This window comes from Streptomyces sp. NPDC048565, from assembly GCF_040650935.1.
Lineage (GTDB): Bacteria > Actinomycetota > Actinomycetes > Streptomycetales > Streptomycetaceae > Streptomyces.
The window spans coordinates 14,546-33,970 of sequence record NZ_JBEZIH010000004.1 but is presented as its reverse complement, the minus strand read 5'-3'; the positions used below and the strand labels follow the sequence as shown (position 1 = coordinate 33,970).

General features: G+C 70.1%; 13 protein-coding genes. 1 reads left to right on the top strand and 12 read right to left on the bottom strand.

Features of this window, described 5'->3' with window-relative positions:
- Positions 1-16: 16 nt before the first annotated feature.
- From AB0C75_RS06380 to rplU, 4 genes are all read right to left on the bottom strand, one after another.
- On the bottom strand, positions 17-1,516 hold the full coding sequence (locus AB0C75_RS06380; RefSeq protein ID WP_362887663.1) for a bifunctional cytidylyltransferase/SDR family oxidoreductase: 1,500 nt from the start codon (positions 1,514-1,516) through the stop codon (positions 17-19).
- A gap of 328 nt (positions 1,517-1,844) precedes the next feature.
- Positions 1,845-3,281, bottom strand: coding sequence for a GTPase ObgE (gene obgE, locus AB0C75_RS06375; protein ID WP_362887661.1), 1,437 nt, complete (start codon positions 3,279-3,281; stop codon positions 1,845-1,847).
- 141 nt (positions 3,282-3,422) lie between these two features.
- Complete coding sequence (gene rpmA / locus AB0C75_RS06370; protein WP_362887659.1) at positions 3,423-3,680, bottom strand: 50S ribosomal protein L27; 258 nt, start codon at positions 3,678-3,680, stop codon at positions 3,423-3,425.
- A 14-nt stretch (positions 3,681-3,694) separates the two neighbouring features.
- Positions 3,695-4,015, bottom strand: coding sequence for a 50S ribosomal protein L21 (gene rplU / locus AB0C75_RS06365; RefSeq protein WP_173313244.1), 321 nt, complete (start codon positions 4,013-4,015; stop codon positions 3,695-3,697).
- Positions 4,016-4,271: 256 nt separating this feature from the next.
- On the opposite strand from rplU, the gene AB0C75_RS06360 reads away from it, so the two are divergent.
- Complete coding sequence (locus AB0C75_RS06360) at positions 4,272-4,874, top strand: acyltransferase (protein ID WP_362887657.1); 603 nt, start codon at positions 4,272-4,274, stop codon at positions 4,872-4,874.
- Between the two features lie 94 nt (positions 4,875-4,968).
- Here AB0C75_RS06360 and AB0C75_RS06355 read toward each other — a convergent pair whose 3' ends face one another.
- The 8 genes from AB0C75_RS06355 to AB0C75_RS06320 form a co-directional block, all read right to left on the bottom strand.
- The gene (locus AB0C75_RS06355; protein ID WP_362887655.1) at positions 4,969-6,252 is read right to left on the bottom strand and encodes a nucleotide sugar dehydrogenase; all 1,284 of its coding nucleotides are present in this window, start codon (positions 6,250-6,252) and stop codon (positions 4,969-4,971) included.
- Positions 6,249-7,880, bottom strand: coding sequence for a glycosyltransferase family 2 protein (locus tag AB0C75_RS06350; protein WP_362887653.1), 1,632 nt, complete (start codon positions 7,878-7,880; stop codon positions 6,249-6,251). The genes AB0C75_RS06355 and AB0C75_RS06350 overlap by 4 nt, the downstream gene beginning before the upstream one ends.
- Positions 7,877-9,463, bottom strand: coding sequence for a glycosyltransferase family 4 protein (locus AB0C75_RS06345; RefSeq protein WP_362887651.1), 1,587 nt, complete (start codon positions 9,461-9,463; stop codon positions 7,877-7,879). The genes AB0C75_RS06350 and AB0C75_RS06345 overlap by 4 nt, the downstream gene beginning before the upstream one ends.
- Complete coding sequence (locus tag AB0C75_RS06340; RefSeq protein ID WP_362887649.1) at positions 9,453-10,472, bottom strand: Gfo/Idh/MocA family oxidoreductase; 1,020 nt, start codon at positions 10,470-10,472, stop codon at positions 9,453-9,455. The genes AB0C75_RS06345 and AB0C75_RS06340 overlap by 11 nt, the downstream gene beginning before the upstream one ends.
- Positions 10,469-11,587 carry a DegT/DnrJ/EryC1/StrS family aminotransferase gene (locus AB0C75_RS06335; protein WP_362887647.1) on the bottom strand — a complete coding sequence of 373 codons (1,119 nt, stop codon included), beginning with the start codon at positions 11,585-11,587 and terminating at the stop codon, positions 10,469-10,471. The genes AB0C75_RS06340 and AB0C75_RS06335 overlap by 4 nt, the downstream gene beginning before the upstream one ends.
- 335 nt (positions 11,588-11,922) lie before the next feature.
- The gene (locus tag AB0C75_RS06330; protein ID WP_362887645.1) at positions 11,923-16,059 is read right to left on the bottom strand and encodes an Rne/Rng family ribonuclease; all 4,137 of its coding nucleotides are present in this window, start codon (positions 16,057-16,059) and stop codon (positions 11,923-11,925) included.
- A gap of 228 nt (positions 16,060-16,287) precedes the next feature.
- Positions 16,288-17,067: a TIGR03936 family radical SAM-associated protein gene (locus tag AB0C75_RS06325; RefSeq protein WP_362887643.1), complete on the bottom strand. Its 780-nt coding sequence runs from the start codon at positions 17,065-17,067 to the stop codon at positions 16,288-16,290.
- Between the two features lie 358 nt (positions 17,068-17,425).
- Positions 17,426-19,351: a TIGR03960 family B12-binding radical SAM protein gene (locus tag AB0C75_RS06320; RefSeq protein ID WP_362887641.1), complete on the bottom strand. Its 1,926-nt coding sequence runs from the start codon at positions 19,349-19,351 to the stop codon at positions 17,426-17,428.
- Positions 19,352-19,425 lie beyond the last annotated feature (74 nt).

Genomic DNA, 19,425 nt, shown 5'->3' with positions numbered 1-19,425 from the left:
CATTTGTCAAGAATTATTACACATCTTCTTGACGGTCCAGAATCGAGGCCAGCGCCTGCTCGAATCCCGAGGCTTCGGTGACGTCACGCGTCGGGTCCTGCTGCCGTACATCGATGACATGACCCGTCATCGCGGACAGGAGGACATCCAGCGAGGTGCGCGCCACGGCCTCGGAGGAGAGCAGCGAGCCCTCGGGCTCCTGGCCGAACGCCTTGGTCCGCATGGGGGTCGCTGTGCGCTCCGGATTCACACAGTTGACCCTGATCCCCTCGCTCGCCCACTCGTCGGCCAGCGCCTGGGTGAGGTTCACCATCGCGGCCTTGGTGGAGGAGTAGAGGCTGTACTCGGCGCGGCCCCGGGTGTAGCTGCTGGAGGTGTAGAGCAGCAGCTGCCCCTGGGTCTCCGCCAGGTACTTGTACGCGGCGCGGGCGATCTGCACGGGCGCGAGGTAGTTGACGTTCAGGGCTTCCTGGATCGTCGTCGTGTCCGTCTCCGCCAGCTTGCCGATGCGCAGCACGCCCGCGGTGTTGATCACGTAGTCGATGCGGCCGGTCTCGGCGTAGGCCTTGGACAGCGCGTCCTCGACGTGCTCCGGGTTCTCGACGTGCGTGCCGGTGGTGGAGCGGCCCAGCGCGTACACGCTGGCGCCGTACTGCTCGGCGATCGTGGCGATGTCGGCGCCGATGCCGTACGAACCACCGAAGACGACCAGGGTCTTGCCCGAGAGCAGATCGCGGTAGGCGGCCTCGTCGGCCTGGCGGGGGGCCGCGGTGGAGGCCAGCTGGAAGAGCTTGTCGGTGATGAAGACGTCGACCGGCTGGGTCACCTTCATGTTGTACTCGTCGCCCGCGACCACATAGATCGGCACGTCGGGGAGGTACCGCAGGACGACCGAACAGTCGTCGGTGGCCTGGAAGTTGGGGTCGCCGGCCGCGACCTCGTACGCCTTGCGGATCGTGGACAGCTTGAACGCCTGCGGGGTCTGGCCGCGACGCAGCCGGGACCGGTCCGGGACGTCGGTGATGAACTCGCCGTCCTCACCATGGGTCCGGGTCACGATGATCGTGTCGGCGGACGGGATGGCGACGTCGACGGCCTGGTAGCGGTCGAGGGCGTCGACACAGTCCTTGATGACGCGCTGTGACAGAAGCGGACGGACCGCGTCATGGAAGAGGACGTTGCGGTCCTCGCCCTCCGCGAGCCCCTCACCGAGGGCCGCGATGGCGCGCTCGGTGGTCTCGTTGCGGGTGTTGCCGCCTTCGATGACCTTGATGACCTTGGTCATCCCGGCCTTGGCCACGATCTTCTCGACGTCGGGCACGAAGCCGGGTGCCATCAGCACGATGACGTCGTCGATGCTCTCGGCGTTCTCGAAGAGTGTCAGCGTGTGCTCGATGACTGCCTTACCGGCGATCTTCAGCAACTGCTTGGGGATCGACAGTCCCACACGCTGTCCGGTCCCACCGGCGAGTACGACCGCTGTGGTGCGGGGCTTGGCTTCATGCGGCACGGACACAGACGACCTACCTTACGATGACAAGGGGAACAGTGTGATGGTCGCACTCTCCGTGACCGTCCCGCAAGACGGACGTTTACCGAGGCTCACCCCAGGGAAACCCGCAGTTCACCGTCTGGCCAGGGAGATTGATCCTCCAGGGCACCCCACCGGAGTGACAGACTCCACAGACGCGTTACCCAATCGGCACATCCCTGGCCCCGAACCTGCCACTACCTGGCCGTTCTCCGTGAATCCGGGTGCCCCCGCGCTGCGCGGAGGCACCCGTTCCGAGGGCCGGGAGGACCGGAGGAAGGACCGGAAGGACCGGAGCCGAGGGCCGGAGGGCCTAGAAGGGGTCGAACTCGTCGTACTCGCGCTGCGAGTCGTCCTTCTCCGACTCACGCTCGCGACGACGCTGCGCGGCAGGCCGCGGAGCCTCCAGGCGGTGGTCCTCGCCACGGCGGCCGAGCATCTCGGCGCCTGCGGCCATGGTCGGCTCCCAGTCGAAGACGACCGCGTTGTCCTCGGCGCCGATGGCCACGCCGTCGCCGGCCCGGGCACCCGCCTTGCGCAGCTCGTCCTCGACACCGAGCCGGTTGAGCCGGTCCGCGAGATAGCCGACGGCCTCGTCGTTGTTGAAGTCGGTCTGGCGGATCCAGCGCTCGGGCTTCTCGCCGCGTACGCGATAGATGCCGTCCTCCTCCACGGTCACGGTGAAGCCCGCGTCGTCGACGGCCTTGGGACGGATGACGACCCGGGTCGACTCCTCCTTCGGCTTGCTGGCGCGCGCCTCGGCGATGATCCCGGCAAGGGCGTACGAGAGGTCGTTGAGCCCCTTGTGCGCGATGGCGGAGACCTCGAAGACGCGGTAGCCGCGCTCCTCCAGGTCGGGGCGGATCATGTCGGCGAGGTCCTGGCCGTCCGGGATGTCGACCTTGTTGAGGGCGACGATGCGCGGGCGGTTCTCGAGGCCGCCGTACAGCCGCAGTTCCTCCTCGATCATGTCGAGGTCGGAGACCGGGTCGCGGTCCGACTCCAGCGTCGCGGTGTCCAGGACGTGCACCAGGACGGAGCAGCGCTCGACGTGCCGCAGGAACTCCAGGCCGAGGCCCTTGCCCTGGCTGGCGCCCGGGATGAGCCCCGGGACGTCCGCGATGGTGTAGACGGTCGAGCCTGCGGTGACGACGCCCAGGTTGGGGACGAGGGTCGTGAAGGGGTAGTCCGCGATCTTCGGCTTGGCGGCCGAAAGCACCGAGATCAGCGAGGACTTACCGGCGCTCGGATAGCCCACGAGCGCGACGTCGGCGACGGTCTTGAGCTCCAGGACGATGTCCCGGCTCTCCCCCGGCTCACCGAGCAGCGCGAAGCCGGGCGCCTTGCGGCGGGCGGAGGCCAGCGCCGCGTTGCCCAGGCCGCCGCGGCCGCCCTGGCCCGCGATGAAGGTGGTGCCCTGACCGACCAGGTCGGCAAGGACGTTGCCGGCCTTGTCGAGGACGACGGTGCCGTCGGGCACGGGCAGCACGAGATCCTGGCCGTCCTTGCCCGAACGGTTGTCACCGGCACCGGGCTGGCCGTTCGTGGCCTTGCGGTGAGGGTGGTGGTGATAGTCCAGCAGCGTGGTGACGGCCTGCTCGACGACGAGGATCACATCGCCGCCACGCCCGCCGTTGCCCCCGTCGGGACCACCCAGCGGCTTGAACTTCTCACGGTGCACGGAGGCCACGCCGTGGCCTCCGTTACCCGCGGCGGCATGCAGCTCGACGCGGTCCACGAAGGTGGTCATGGTGGTTCCTCCAGGTACTGCGGAAAAATACGGGAATGTCTCTTGACGTAACGCGCCGAGGGCGGACCCGCTTCCCCGGTTACCGGGAAAGCTGAGATCCGCCCTCGGAAGGTGCTGTGTCGCTCGTCGCAGCCAGGAAAATCAGGCGGCGACGGGAACGATGTTCACGACCTTGCGGCCACGGTGCGTACCGAACTCCACCGCACCGGCGGCAAGCGCGAACAGCGTGTCGTCGCCGCCACGGCCGACGCCCGTGCCCGGGTGGAAGTGGGTGCCGCGCTGGCGGACCAGGATCTCACCGGCGTTCACGGCCTGACCGCCGAAGCGCTTCACGCCGAGCCGCTGGGAATTGGAATCGCGCCCGTTCCGAGTGGACGATGCGCCCTTCTTGTGTGCCATGTCTCCTCAGTCCCTTACTTCGCAGCCGCGGGAATACCGGTGACCTTGATCGCCGTGTACTGCTGGCGGTGACCCTGGCGACGGCGGTAACCCGTCTTGTTCTTGTAGCGAAGGATGTCGATCTTCGCGCCCTTGTGGTGGTCCACGATCTCGGCCTGGACCTTGATGCCGTCCAGAACCCAGGGGTCGCTGGTCACGGCGTCGCCGTCGACAACGAGCAGGGTCGAGAGCTCGACCGTGTCGCCAACCTGGGCGGTGGGAATCTTGTCAACCTCAACGATGTCGCCGACAGCAACCTTGTGCTGGCGACCACCGCTGCGCACGATGGCGTACACGCGGATCTCTCTCTCACTCGGAACGGATCCCCTGATGCCAGCCGCCCGCGCGGGCCGAGGCCCACGACAGTCCGGAAGGATGAGCGGCCTCCCCCGGGGACGGATCACCGGGAGGGATGTGCTCAGGGGGTAGGCGCACAGAAACACGCCGAGGGTCAAGATTACGGGGCGGGGTGCGGGGGGTCAAACCGGGTTCCTGCCCCGCTCGGGATCGATCGTATGCTCTTCCCTGATCCGCTCCCGAAAGGTGTCGCAAGTGACCTACAGAGTCCAGCCCACTGCCCAGGTGGACGACCGTGCCGAGATCGGCGACGGAAGCAGCGTCTGGGAGCTCGCGCAGATCCGCGAGGGAGCCACGCTCGGCGAGGGCTGCGTGGTGGGACGTGGTGCGTACGTGGGCTCCGGTGTGCGGATCGGGAACAACGTCAAGCTGCAGAACTACGCGTTGGTGTACGAGCCGGCCGAGCTCGGCGACGGCGTCTTCGTCGGCCCGGCCGTGGTCCTCACCAACGACCACAACCCGCGCTCGGTCGACCCCGAGGGCAAGCAGAAGCGCGGCGCCGACTGGGAAGCCGTGGCCGTGAAGGTCGCCGAGGGCGCCTCGCTCGGCGCACGGTCCGTGTGCGTCGCCCCGGTGCACATCGGCCGGTGGGCCATGGTGGCCGCCGGGGCGGTGGTGACCAAGGACGTCCCCGACTTCGGCCTGGTCGTGGGCGTGCCGGCCCGCCGCGTCGGCTGGGTGGGCCGCAGCGGGGTCAAGCTCGTCGAGCGTGCGGGCGCCCCAGGTGTCTGGGAGTGCCCGCAGACGGGCGCGCTGCACGACGAGACCGACGGCGTCCTCACGGAACGCGCCACCTGACAGCCCGGTCCGCACGGACGCACCGGTCCGCACAGACGTACGGTCCGTGCGGACGGGTCGGTCCGTGCGGACGGGTCGGTCCGCCCTGACGCGCTCAGCCGCCGATGACCACCCGGCGCACGCCCTCCCACCTGGCCGGATCCGTAGTACGCCGGCCGTCGACCAGCACGCGGACGTCCGGCAGATCGGCGGCCGCCAGTGCGCGGTACTCGGCGTGGTCGGCCTGGAGGATCGCGGCGGTGACCGTCTGGCCCTCGTGCGGTACGAAGCCGTGTGCGGCCAGTTCGCCGGAGGTGTACATCGGGTCCGAGACGAACGGCACCGCGCCGCGCGCCTTCAGCGCCTCGACCACTCCGTAGACACCGGAGAAGGCGGTTTCCTTGACCCCGCCTCGATAGGCGGCGCCCAGCACCAGGACCCCGGCGCCGTCCAGGTCGCCGTAGGCGGCGGCCAGCAGGTCGACGGCGTACTCGGGCATCGCGGCGTTGGCCTCACGTGCTGAGCGCACGACGGTGGCCTCGGGGTCGTTCCACAGGTACATCCTCGGGTAGATCGGGATGCAGTGGCCGCCCACCGCGATGCCCGGCTGGTGGATGTGGCTGTAGGGCTGGCTGTTGCAGGCCTCGATGACCTTCTTGACGTCGATGTCGTTCTTGTCGGCGAACCGGGCGAACTGGTTGGCCAGACCGATGTTGACGTCGCGGTAGGTGGTCTCGGCGAGCTTGGCCAGCTCGGAGGCCTCCGCGGTGCCGAGGTCCCAGACGCCGTTCGGACGCGGCAGGTCCTCGCGGTCGTCGAAGTCGAGCACGGCCGCGTAGAACTCCAGACCCCGCTGGGTGGAGCCCTCGTCGATGCCGCCGACGAGCTTGGGGTAGCGGCGCAGGTCGGCGAAGACACGGCCGGTCAGTACCCGCTCCGGGGAGAAGACGAGGTGGAAGTCCACACCCGGGGTCAGGCCGGAGCCCTCGGCGAGCATGGGCGCCCAGCGGGTACGGGTGGTGCCGACGGGCAGCGTGGTCTCGTAGCTGACGAGGGTGCCCGGCTTCAGGCCCGCGGCGATCGCCTTCGTCGCCGAGTCCATCCAGCCGAAGTCCGGCGTGCCCTCGGCGTCCACGAAGAGCGGTACGACGACCACGACCGCGTCGGACGCGGCGACCGCGGCCGTGGTGTCCGTGGTCGCGGAGAGGAGGCCCGCACCCACGGTCTCCTTGAGCTTGACGTCCAGGTCGTGCTCGCCGGGGAACGGCTCGGTGGCCGCGTTGACCAGCTCGACGACCCTCTCGTCGACGTCCGCGCCCACGACCTTGTGGCCCTTGGCCGCGAACTGCACGGCGAGAGGAAGGCCGATCTTGCCGAGCGCGACTACACAGATGTTCATCGGATTACTTTCCTCTTCAGCTTGGACAGCATGGGGCGCAGCCCCTTGCCCTCACCGGGCCCGTTCTCCCACAGGGGCGCCGTCGTGATGACCAGCCGGCCCTTGGAGTTCTGGTTCGCCGACGCCCTGTACGGGACGGCCTGCCGCCAGCGACGGGCCAGGGGCAGCGGCATTTCGCCGGTCCTCAGCGGGATCTCGTACGTCGAACCTGCCACGTCCACATACACACGGACGCCCAGCTTCGACTTCACGGCATGGACGGGGATCCGGGCGCGTACCGTCGTCGCCCGGCCGTCGTCGGTCGGGGTGCGAGTGAACTCCCCGACCGGCGCGGGGAGTTCATGAGCGGTTGGCAGAGCGCGCGCGCCGGGCTTGTCCGCGCTCTTGGGCATGGCCCCCTTCGCCGGGCGAACGACCAGGGAACCGGTGTCACCGAGGACGCCGACCCTGGCCGTGAGCACCAGGGACAGGTCGTCGCCGTCCTGGTCCCAGTCCGCGGCGACGAGCTCCGTGCCCTGCGCCAGCCGTCCGGGCACGGCCTCGCCGACCAGTTCGTAGACACGGTCGGGAAGCCCGAGTGCCTCCTCCCGGAAGCCGGGGTACAGCGCGAAGGCCCGGCCGGCCTCCAGGTGGAAGGGCGGGGCTCCGTGCTCCGTCTGCTCCGTGATCGCCCTGACCAGCTCGTCGACGGCACCCGCCTGCGCGAGGCAGATCCGCACCCGGCGCTTGACGTCCAGGGAATCCCGGAGCTCCTCGGTGAGGTACTCGTCCGCGAGGTCGGCGATCCCCGCGCACACCTGTCGCCTGGTGACGGGGTCGAGAGCGGGAAAGTCAACCTGGACGAGCTTGGCGAGCTCCCATGTGAAGTGCCGTTCGAAGAGGGCGTCCCGGTCGGGACCCGCCTCCACGAGCGAGGCCGCATGCTTCATGATCGCGGCGGTGCAGCGCAGCCGGGACAGATGATCGGCCCGGTAGGTGATGTTGCTGGCATCGCCGCGTTTCACCGCGTAGTAGAAGGTGTAGTCCGAGAGGACCGAGATCTTACGGGCCCTGACGCACGCCTCGATGGTGAACGGCTGATCGCTACCGACCGGCAGGTCCTCGGGAAAGCGCAGCCCGTGCTTCTCGACCAAATCGCGGCGGAAGAGCTTGGTGTTCGCCAGCGTGAAGGGCAGGCTTGACCGGAAAAGGCTGACGTCCGGATCGTTCTCCTTGTAGAGCTTCTGATGCACGTACCGGCCGTTGGTGCCGACCATCTTGCCGATGACCACGTCGGATCCGTGCTCGTCCGCGTAGGCCACCATCCGCTCCAGGGCTTCCTCGCCCAGGTAGTCGTCGGAACCAATGAAGTAGACGAACCGGCCGGTCGCCAGATCCAGGGCCCTGTTGCTGGGCGCCGCGGGGCCGCCCGAGTTGGCCTGATGAATGACCTTGACCGTGCCGGGGTAACGCTCGGCGAACCGGTCGAGTTCGGCGCTGCTGCCGTCCGTCGATCCGTCGTCGACCGCCACGACCTCCAGGCGGTCGAGGCCGATGCTCTGGCCGACGAGAGAGTTCAGACACTCCGTCAGGTAGGGCATCGTGTTGTAGACGGCCACGACCACGGTGGCATCGGGTCTGCCGCTCATGCCACCACCTCCGCGACTGACACGGCACGCCTGCTGCGGGTACCGCCACCGAGCACACGGGTGTAGACGCCGTCGAGCACCTCCGCCTGCGACTCCCAGGTCCACTCGTCGAGCAGTCCCTGGGAGTCGTAGACCTCGCGGTACTTCTTGGGGTCGGCGAGCACGGCCTTGACGGCTCGGACGTAGTCCGCCACGTCCTCGGCCTTGAATACTTCGCCCTGCCCGGTCTGCGCGACCATCTCGCCCATCGTCTTGACATCGCTGACGACGAACGGGAGTCGGGCATGCGAGTACTCGAAGAACTTGGTGATCAGGGCGATCTCGTGGTTCGGCCAGTGGTGGATCGGGATCACACCCGCGTCGGCCGAGGCCAGGAACGGGGCGACCTGGTAGTGCGGCACATACGGAAGGATGTGCACCCGGTCCGACACACCGAGCTCCAGGGCCCGCGCCGAGAGCCCGTTCATGTAGTCCGAGGTGGGCTTGAGCACGACGAACGCGACGTGCGCCCCCGGCAGTTGCGGCAACGACTCGACCATGATGTCGAGCCCGCGCTGCGGGGCGGCGGAACCGCTGTAGACGGTCAGCGGGATGTCCGCCCCGATCCCGCACAGCTCGCGCAGGTCCGGCACGGGCTCGGCGGCCTCTTCGGGGGAGACCTCCGCGTCCGGTGCGTTCAGCACGACTTCGGGCTTGGCCTCGAGACCGTGCCGGTCGGCCAGCATGTCGGCGAGGGTCTCGGAGACCGTCGTCACGGCGTCGGCGTACTGCGAGAACTCACGCTCGTATGCGCACTGCGCGACGTGCCACCTCGGGTGCGGGTTCCACGGCTTGATGCCCGGCAGGTACTCGTGGGCGTCCCAGACGAGCTTGACCGAACGGCCCCTGGCCCCGGCCCGCAGCTTGGCGCGCGCGCCCACGCCCAGCATCCGGAAGTCGTTGGCATGGATCAGGTCGGGCTCCAGGGCGTCGATGACCTTGCCGTACGCGAGCTCCATGTCCCACAGGGCCGGGTCGAGTCGACGCCAGGCCCGGTCGCCCATCGTGCGCAGCCAGAAGGCTGTGGTGAAGCGGTCCAGCGGGGACACCATGTCCTTGCGGCGCCGCTCCAAGGCGCTCGTCTGCTTCGCACGCAGACCGACCCACCTGCTCATCACCCGCGCCATGATCCGAGGGGGCATCAGCTTGAGCTTGCCGACGGCCGATCGTCGCTGGCCCGCCTGGATGAGCCGGATGTTCAGCTCGGTCCGCCAGGCCTTCATCCGCTGCTTGCGGTACGCGGCCAGCGGGCCAGGCCTGTAGGCGAGAGGAGACCTCAGCACGGCGCGGCGGTATTCGTGCCGTCTGCGGTGCATGGGAGTCGGAACGTGCAGCAGCCGCACCTGGGCGTCGCCCAGCTGCCAGAACTGCTCCCTCTTCGTCGGGGACTTGCCCAGCAGGACCACGTCCCAGCCGGCCGCGGCCGCGGAACGCGCTTCCTTCTGGACACGCGAGTCACCGTTCACGCCGTTGTCGACCAGCATGACGATCTTGCCACGGGAGCTGCGCTTCGCTGCCCCCACCACCGTATTGTCAACCGCCATGATGAGCGGGCTCTCCTGTCTCAAGAACAACCGTTCGGCCGACCCGGGCCGATTCCAGTACGGAAGCTGCTACCTCAACGGTACGCAGCCCCTGCCGCAATGTGCAGATATCGGCCGACTCACCCAGCACGGCGTCCCTGAAGAGCTCGTGCTCGACCAGCAGCGGCTCACGCTTCGGGATCGCGTAGCGGATCATGTCGCCCTCGGAGACGCCTCGGAACGCCCGCAGCGCCTCCCACTCGGTGGTCACCGCCGCGTTCGAGTGAAACGTCAGGTCGGCGGTGAGCGTGTCGGCGATGTAGCAGCCCCGCTCGCCCGTGACCGAGGTGAAGCGCTCCTTGAACGGGCTCAGCCAGTTGACCAGGTGGTTGACCATGGTGCCGTCGGAGAGCTGACCCACCGCCGAGACCATGTCCTCGTGCGGACGGCCGGACTTGGAGACGGTGTGGGCCGCGATCGAGGTGTACGTCCGGCCGGTCACCCAGCCCGTCAGGTCGATGTCGTGCGTGGCCAGGTCCTTCACCACACCGACGTCGGCGATGCGGTGGGGGAAGGGTCCCTGACGACGGGTGACGACCTGGAAGACTTCACCGAGTTCGCCGCCCTCCAGCCGGCTGCGCAGCGAGCGCAGGGCCGGGTTGCAGCGCTCGATGTGGCCGACGCCGGCCACGAGGCCGCGCGACTCGAAGGCCTCGACGAGACGTCGGGCGCCCTCGACGGTGTCGGCCAGCGGCTTCTCGACCAGCGCGCAGACACCGGCGTCGGCCAGCTGGAGGCCGACCTCCTCGTGCAGGGCGGTCGGGCAGGCCACGACCGCGTAGTCGATGCCGAGCGCGAGGAGTTCCTCGACGGCCGACAGGACGGGCGCGCCCTGTGCCCAGCCGTTCCTGTCTCCCATCGGGTCCACGACACCGACCAGCTCCACGCCGTCCAGCCCGGCGAGGACCCGGGCGTGGTTGCGCCCCATGGAACCGAGTCCGACGAGTCCTGCCCTCAACGCGGCGGTCACAGCCCCTCCCCCAGGGCGTTCACCGCGTCGGCGATGCGCGCGAGGTCGCCCTCACCGAGCGACGGGTGGACGGGGAGCGAGACGACCTCGGCCGCCGCCCGCTCGGTCTCGGGCAGATCCCAGTTCCGGCCGGCCTTCTGGTCCGGCTCCCAGTACGGCTTCAGCCGGTGGATCGGGGTCGGGTAGTAGACGGCGTTACCGACGCCCGCCCCGGTGAGCTCGGCCATCGCGGCCTCACGGTCGCCCCGCACCCGGATCGTGTACTGGTGGTAGACGTGGCGGGCGCCTTCGGCGACCGTCGGCGTCGTCACACCGGGGGCGGTGATGTGCGCGTCGAGGTACGCGGCGTTGGCGCGGCGCTGCTCGGTCCACCCGCCGACCTTGGTGAGCTGTACGCGGCCGACGGCCGCGGCCACGTCCGTCATACGCATGTTGGCACCGACGATCTCGTTGGCGTACCGCTGTTCCATGCCCTGGTTACGCAGGAGGCGCAGCGTGCGGGCGAGTTCGGCATCCGCCGTGGTGACCATGCCGCCCTCGAGGGAGTGCATGTTCTTCGTCGGGTAGAAGCTGAACGCTCCGCCTTCGCCGAATGCCCCGACGGGAGTGCCGTTCAGCGCCGCGGCGTGCGCCTGGCACGCGTCCTCGACCACGGCGAGCTTGTGCTTCTGCGCGATGGGCAGCAGCTTGTCCATGGCCGCCGGGTGACCGTAGAGGTGCACCGGCATGATGGCGGCCGTACGCGGCGTGACGGCTGCTTCGACGGCCGCCGGGTCCAGACCGTAGCTGTCGGGCTCGATATCGGCGAACACCACGTCTGCGCCGACCAGTCGGACCGCGTTGGCGGAGGCGGCGAAGGAGAAGGACGGCACGATCACCTCGTCACCCGGGCCGATGCCGAGGGCGAGCAGAAGCATGTGCAGAGCGGAGGTACCTGAGTTGACGGCGACGCAGTGGCGGCCGTCGACCAGTTCGGAGAAGCCCTCCTCGAACGCCGCGACCTCCGGGCCCTGAACCACGCGACCGCTGCGCAGTACGCGCACGGCGGCCTCGATCTCCTCTTCCCCGATAACCGGGCGGGCAGCGGAAATCGGCTGCCCGTTGATGCTCGTCATGGACGTCCTCCTTGAACACCGCAAGAGCTCTTCACAAGCAGAGGTCCGGGGTGCCTGCGGGACGTCTGACGAGGCCGCGCAAAACCCCACCGGCAGATTGCCGACGCCCTGCCGAGGAACAGGACCCGGTCACTCCTGAACCGGGTCGGTCACCGACCGCAGATCCTTTGCAGGAACTTCACAGTCAGCGACCCCCATCACATTATCAGGGATTTCTCATGTGATTTCGGCCTTGTTAACAACCCTGTGCATCGGTTGAGAAACAGAAACACGTGTCCCGCCCCGAAAGCTTCGGGGCGGGACACGTGTGTGACGGGCGGCCAGTCGTTCCGGTGTCAGTCGGCGGACGGTCCCGACTCGGTGGACGGGGCCGAAGCCGTCACGGAGGACGAGGACTGCTCGGCCGCGACGGTCTTCTTCGCCGCTGCCTTCTTCGTCGTCGTCTTCTTCGCGGCGGTCTTCTTCGCTGCCGTCTTGGTGGCCGTCTTCTTGGCGGCCGCCTTCTTCGCCGTGGCCTTCTTGGCAGTCTTGCGCGCCGCGGCCTTCTTCACCGGAGCTTCCGATTCCGTTGCTTCCGTGCCGGAGGCATCGGGCGTGGCGGAGGCATCAGTGTCCGCGACCACGACGGCCTCGGCCTCCTCCGCGCCGGCCGGCGACCCCGCAGGTGCGGTGACCTTACGGGTCGCCCGGCGACGGGCGCGCGGCGCGGCGGCCGGAGCGGACTCCTCGTCAGCCGCGTGGGCGTCGGGGGCAGTCGCCTCGTCCGAGGGAGTGGGCGCCTGGGCCGCGGGGGCCTCGACGACCGGGTCCTCGACCGCGGCGGGCTCCGCCGCGGGTTCGGCCGGGTGCACCGGCGGCGTCACGTCGGCGTGCTTGGGCGAGCCCGCCGGGGCGGACGCCTTCCGGGTCGCCCTGCGACGCGTGCGCGCCGGAGGCGCGGCCTCGGCCTCGGGGGCGGCGGGAGCCTCCACCGGGGTCTCGGCCACCGGCGCGGGCGCCGGCTCCTCCTCGGCCGCCGGGGCCGCCGGGGCGGGGGCGCCTGCCGGAGCCGTCGCCTTGCGGGTCGCGCGGCGACGGCCACGGCCGCGCGACGCTGCCGCCTCGGCCTCGGCCGGGTGGCTGTACAGCTCCTCGTCGGCGACGAACTCCGGCTCGGGCAGCGCCACCGGGGCGGCGACCTCGGCGGCCACCTCGGCCTCGCTCTCGGTCTCCGACTCGGCCGGCTGCTCGGCATGCTCGTGGTCCTGGGCGTGCTCGTGCTCGTGCCCCGCGCCGCCACGGCCGCGCTTCTTGGACCGCTTGCCACCGCCACCGCCACCGGTGGCCGTGGGCTGCTCCATGTGGACGATCACACCGCGCCCGTTGCAGTGGACGCAGGTCTCGGAGAAGGACTCCAGCAGACCCTGGCCCACCCGCTTACGGGTCATCTGCACCAGGCCGAGCGAGGTGACCTCGGCGACCTGGTGCTTCGTACGGTCACGGCCCAGGCACTCCAGGAGGCGCCGCAGCACCAGGTCCCGGTTGGACTCCAGCACCATGTCGATGAAGTCGACGACGACGATGCCCCCGAGGTCGCGCAGCCGCAGCTGGCGCACGATCTCCTCGGCCGCCTCCAGGTTGTTCTTGGTGACGGTCTCCTCGAGGTTCCCGCCCTGCCCGGTGAACTTGCCGGTGTTGACGTCGACGACGACCATCGCCTCGGTCTTGTCGATCACCAGCGAGCCGCCGCTCGGCAGATAGACCTTGCGGTCCAGCGCCTTCATCAGCTGCTCGTCGATGCGGTACGTCGCGAAGACGTCGACCTCGGAGGTCCAGCGGGACAGCCGGTCGCTGAGGTCCGGCGCCACGTGCGAGACGTAGCCGGAGATGGTCTCCCAGGCTTCGTCACCGCTGACGATCACCTTCGAGAAGTCCTCGTTGAAGATGTCCCGGACGACCCGGACGGTCATGTCCGGCTCGCCGTACAGCAGCGTCGGCGCGTTGGAGCTGCTGGTGTTCTTCGACTTCTTCTGGATCTCGTCCCACTGGCCCTGCAACCGCTCGACGTCACGGCGCAGCTCGTCCTCGCTCGCGCCCTCGGCCGCGGTGCGCACGATGACGCCCGCGTCCTCGGGAACGATCTTCTTGAGGATGGTCTTCAGCCGGGCCCGCTCGGTGTCGGGCAGCTTGCGGCTGATGCCGGTCATGGAGCCCTCGGGCACATAGACCAGGTAGCGGCCGGGCAGCGAGACCTGGCTGGTCAGGCGGGCGCCCTTGTGGCCGATCGGGTCCTTCGTCACCTGGACGAGGACGGACTGGCCGGACTTGAGCGCGGTCTCGATACGGCGCGGCCCGTGGGCCATGCCGAGCGCCTCGAAGTTGACCTCGCCCGCGTACAGGACGGCGTTGCGGCCCTTGCCGATGTCGACGAAGGCGGCCTCCATGGACGGCAGGACGTTCTGCACCTTGCCCAGGTAGACGTTGCCGACGTAGCTGGTGGCCTGCTCCTTGTTGACGTAGTGCTCGACGAGCACGTTGTCCTCGAGGACACCGATCTGGGTGCGCTCGCCGCTCTGGCGGACGACCATGACGCGCTCGACGGCCTCACGGCGGGCCAGGAACTCGGCCTCGGTGATGATCGGGACGCGGCGGCGGCCCTGCTCACGGCCCTCACGGCGGCGCTGCTTCTTGGCCTCCATACGGGTCGAGCCCTTGATGGACTGGACCTCGTCGAAGCCGGTGCCGGGCTCGCGCTCGGCTGCTTCCTTCCCACGCCGTTCACGCGGCTCACGAACCTTGACGACCGTACGCTCCGGGTCGTCCGAGCCCGTGCCGGCGCTCGTGTCATCGCCGGAGGCGTCCCCGCTGCGACGGCGACGCCGGCGACGGCGACGGCTGCTGCTCGATCCGGTCGAGGACTCGTGCTCGTCCTCGTCCTCCTCGTCCTGGTGGGCGGGCCGCGCCTCGTCGGAGCCGTCGGCGGACGCGTCGTCCTGCTGCTCCGTGTCGTCGGTGTCGCCGGCCTCACCGCGACGGCGGCGACGGCCACCGCGACGGCGACGGCGCGAGGGACGGTCGTCGTACTCGTCCGTCTCGTCGCCCTCGTGCTCGGCGTCCGTCCCCGGCTCGGCCTCGTGCTCCTCCGCGGCCGGGGCGGCGGCGGGAGCGGACTGCTCGGCCTGCTCGGCCTGCTCGGCCTGAAGCGTGACCGGGGTCGCGGCCGGCTCGGTCTCGACAGCCTCGCCGCGACGGCGGCGGCGACGGCGCGAACCGCCCTGCGGCGCGGACTCGGCCGACTCGGCGGGGGCGGTGGCCTCGGCGGCCTGCCTGCCCTCGGCCTTGCGCGGCGCGCGGTCCGTACGGTCCGCAGACTTCTGCTCCTCGGCCTCGTCGCTCTCGTCGACAGCCGGGGCGGAGTCCGCGGCGGCGGCAGCGGCGGCCGCGGTCTCCGGGGTCTGGAACATCGGCTCGGCGAAGACCGGGGCCTGGAACACGGCCACGGCGGGGCGCGTCGCACGACGGCCCTTACGGGTGGGCTCCTCGGTCTTCCCGGTGAATTCGGGGCGGCCGGCGGCGGAGGTGGCCCGACGGCGCTGGCGGCCGCGCGGCGCGGCCTCCTCGACCTGCTCGGTCTCGGATGCGAGCTCCTCGGCCACTGCGGCGGGAAGGTCCTCGCCCTTCTCCGCTGCCGCCTCGGCGACCTCCTCGACGGGCTGCGGGGAGCCGGCCGGTGCGGACGCCTTACGGGAGGCGCGGCGGCGCGAGCGCGCCGGGGGCGCGGCCTCAGCGACCTGGGCCTCTGCGGCTGCTGCCTGCTCGGTCCTGGCGGGCTCGGCGGCCGGTTCGGCCACGACCTCGGCCGGGCTCCCAGCGGTCTGCGCGCCCTGCGGCGCACCGGCCGGGGCTGACGCCCGGCGGCGTGCCCGGCCGCGCGGTGCGGCGGCGGGCTCGGACGGCTCCGTGGCGGGCTCGGGGGCCTGGGACTTCACCGGCTCGGCCACGACGGTCTCCTCCGCGACGGCCTCCGCCTGCTGGGGAGCGCCCGCGGGGGAAGTCGCCTTACGGGAGGCACGGCGGCGCGAGCGCGCCGGGGGCGCGGGCTCAGCGACGGGGGCCTCTGCGACCGGTGCCTCTGCGGTGTCCTCTTCGGTCTCGTCCTCGGCCGGGGCGGACTCGGTGACGGGCTCCACGATCTCGGCGGCACCCTGCGGCGCACCCGCCGGAGCGGTCGCCTTACGGACCGCACGACGACGCCCACGCACCGGCGGCGCGGCATCCGCCACGGCCTCGGGCTCGGACTGCTCCGCGGCGGCGGCCGGGGCGGCCTGTGTGGTCTCTTCGGTGGCGGGCGCACCCGGTGCGCCCGACGGTGGGCCCGCGGGGCGGGACGCCGCACGGCGCCTGCGGCGCGGCGGCAGCTTGTCCCCGGGGGCGTTGCTGTCTTCGGCGTTCATGGAGGTTCCGGTGTTTCCGGGTTCGTTCGACTCGTGCATGCGGGCGGTTCTCCCGTCGCGCTCCCGGGCGCCACGCCTGATTCCGGTCCGGCGCGATTCGCGTGATGTGCGCGATACCGCCGTCCGGGGCGCGGGCGCCGCACGGGAGCTGATGTCTGGCTCGCCGGTTCCGTGCGCGTGACGCACGGCCTGGCGAAAGTCTTATGGGGCGGTGCGCGGCCCGACCCAGGTGGCTCCCGGTCCAAGGGCTGCGCTACAACGACCGCCTTACGCGGAACCTGCACCTTCCGGCGCCGCCGCGGCGGCTGCCGGATCGGCCGTGGAAACGGCCGGGGCTGCCTCGCGGTCGGGCGCGAGCGGGTCGGTCACCGTGCCGGACTCCTCGTCGAAGAGCCCCTGCGCCAGCCTGGTCACCGCTGCGGGGACTGGCGGCGTTAGGTCGGCCACAGCTCGGAGACCGGACAGGACGTCGTCGGGTCGCACAGCAGGTGTCACGTGCCGCACTACCAGCCGCAGTATCGCACAGGGCCTGTCCCCGGACCTATCAGGCTGTGGATCAAGGGCCTCAAGGCCGGCGACGGCCGCACGGGCGTCGAAGGTCCGCATGCCGTTCTTCGCCCGGCGCTGGACCTCGACGGTCTCGGCGCCCAGGAAGGCGGCGACGGCTCTCTCCGCGTCCTGTACGGCGATCCCCTCCAGCCGCATCTCCCACACGGAGGCGGTCAGCCGGTCGGCGAGGCCCGAGGTGCGGGCCTCCACCGCGTCGACGACGTCGAGGCCCTCGGGCATCGAGGCGTCGAGCAGGGCGCGCAGGGTGGCCGGATCCCGCGCCTCGGTGAGCGCGATCTCCAGGAACTCGGCCTCACTGCCCGTACCCGTGGGGGCGGCGTTGGCGTACGACACCTTCGGGTGCGGGGTGAAGCCCGCCGAGTAGGCCATGGGTACCTCGGAGCGGCGCAGCGCCCGCTCGAAGGCACGCTGGAAGTCTCTGTGACTGGTGAACCGGAGGCGGCCCCGCTTGGTGTAGCGCAGTCTGATGCGCTGCACCGCCGGTGCGGGCGGCGGGCCTTCGGGCTGTCGCTTGCCCAGTGGTTCTTCTCCTCGGTGCGGGGCGGCCGCGGTGGCGTGCCGCCCACAAAATACGGGGGTGCCCCGGGGTGCCGCTCCGGCTCACCCCCGCTCGACCGTTGTGCAGGCAAGCAGGGAGATCTCGGACGCGGGCGCCGCGCTGGGGACAGTCGTTGTCCTACCCAGGGTACGCGCAGCGCACCCTTCGCGTTCCCGCCCGCCCATGACCCGGGACGCTCCCACCCACGCGCCTCGCGGACGCGGAAGCCCGGCCCGGGGTTTCCCCGGGCCGGGCTTCCGTCACCGGGCTGTCACACGGGAGCCCGGAAGGGAGGAGCTACTTCACGACCGTCAGCGGCAGGAGCTTCTTGCCGGTGGGGCCGACCTGGATGTCCAGGTCGAGCTGCGGGCAGACACCGCAGTCGAAGCACGGCGTCCAGCGGCAGTCCTCGACCTCGGTCTCGTCGAGCGAGTCCTGCCAGTCCTCCCAGAGCCAGTCCTTGTCGAGGCCGGAGTCCAGGTGGTCCCAGGGCAGGACCTCCTCGTAGGTCCGCTCACGGGTGGTGTACCAGTCGACGTCCACGCCGAAGTCGGGCAGCGTCTTCTCGGCGCTCTTCATCCAGAGGTCGTAGCTGAAGTGCTCGCGCCAGCCGTCGAAGCGGCCGCCGGACTCGTAGACCTCGCGGATGACGGAGCCGACGCGGCGGTCGCCCCGGGAGAGCAGGCCCTCGACGATGCCGGGCTTGCCGTCGTGGTAGCGGAAGCCGATGGAGCGGCCGTACTTCTTGTCGTCACGGATCTTGTCCCTGAGCTTCTTCAGCCGGGCGTCGGTGTCCTCGGCGCTCAGCTGCGGGGCCCACTGGAAGGGGGTGTGCGGCTTGGGCACGAACCCGCCGATGGAGACCGTGCAACGGATGTCGTTCTGCCCGGAGACCTCACGGCCCTTGGCGATGACGTTGACCGCCATGTCGCCGATCTGGAGGACGTCCTCATCGGTCTCGGTGGGCAGACCGCACATGAAGTACAGCTTCACCTGGCGCCAGCCGTTGCCGTACGCGGTGGAGACCGTGCGGATCAGGTCCTCCTCCGAGACCATCTTGTTGATGACCTTGCGCAGGCGCTCGGAGCCGCCCTCGGGGGCGAAGGTGAGACCCGACCTGCGGCCGTTACGGGTCAGCTCGTTGGCCAGGTCCACGTTGAACGCGTCGACGCGGGTGGAGGGCAGCGAGAGGCCGACCTTGTCCTCGGTGTACCGGTCGGCGAGGCCCTTGGCGATGTCACCGATCTCGGAGTGGTCGGCGGAGGAGAGCGAGAGGAGGCCGACCTCCTCGAAGCCGGTGGCCTTGAGGCCCTTCTCCACCATCTCGCCGATGCCGGTGATGCTTCGCTCCCGCACGGGGCGCGTGATCATGCCGGCCTGGCAGAAACGGCAGCCGCGGGTGCAGCCGCGGAAGATCTCCACGGACATCCGCTCGTGGACGGTCTCGGCGAGGGGGACGAGCGGCTGCTTGGGGTACGGCCATTCGTCGAGGTCCATGACGGTGTGCTTGGACACGCGCCACGGCACACCCGACCTGTTGGGTACGACGCGGCCGATGCGGCCGTCGGGGAGGTACTCGACGTCGTAGAAGCCGGGGACGTAGACGCCACCCGTCCTCGCGAGGCGGAACAGGACCTCTTCGCGGCCTCCGGGCCTGCCCTCGGCCTTCCAGGCGCGGATGATCTCGGTGATCTCCAGGACGGCCTGCTCACCGTCGCCGATGACCGCGCAGTCGATGAAGTCCGCGATCGGCTCGGGGTTGAACGCGGCGTGGCCGCCGGCCAGCACGATCGGGTGGTCGACGGTGCGGTCCTTGGACTCCAGCGGGATACCCGCGAGATCCAGGGCGGTGAGCATGTTGGTGTAGCCGAGCTCGGTGGAGAAGCTGAGGCCGAACACGTCGAAGGCGCCGACGGGGCGGTGGCTGTCCACGGTGAACTGGGGCACCTTGTGCTCGCGCATCAGCTCCTCCAGGTCCGGCCACACGCTGTACGTGCGCTCGGCGAGGACGCCCTCACGTTCGTTGAGCACCTCGTAGAGGATCATGACGCCCTGGTTGGGGAGTCCGACCTCGTAGGCGTCGGGATACATGAGTGCCCAGCGGACGTCGCTTTCGTCCCACGGTTTGACGGTGGAGTTCAGCTCACCGCCGACGTACTGGATGGGCTTCTGCACATGCGGGAGCAGAGCTTCGAGCTGCGGGAAGACCGACTCGGCAGACATCTGGGGACCTTCGTAGCTGGCAGGGGTGACCATCAAGCGTAACCCGGTGCTCAGCCTTTCGACGCCGCGCGCGG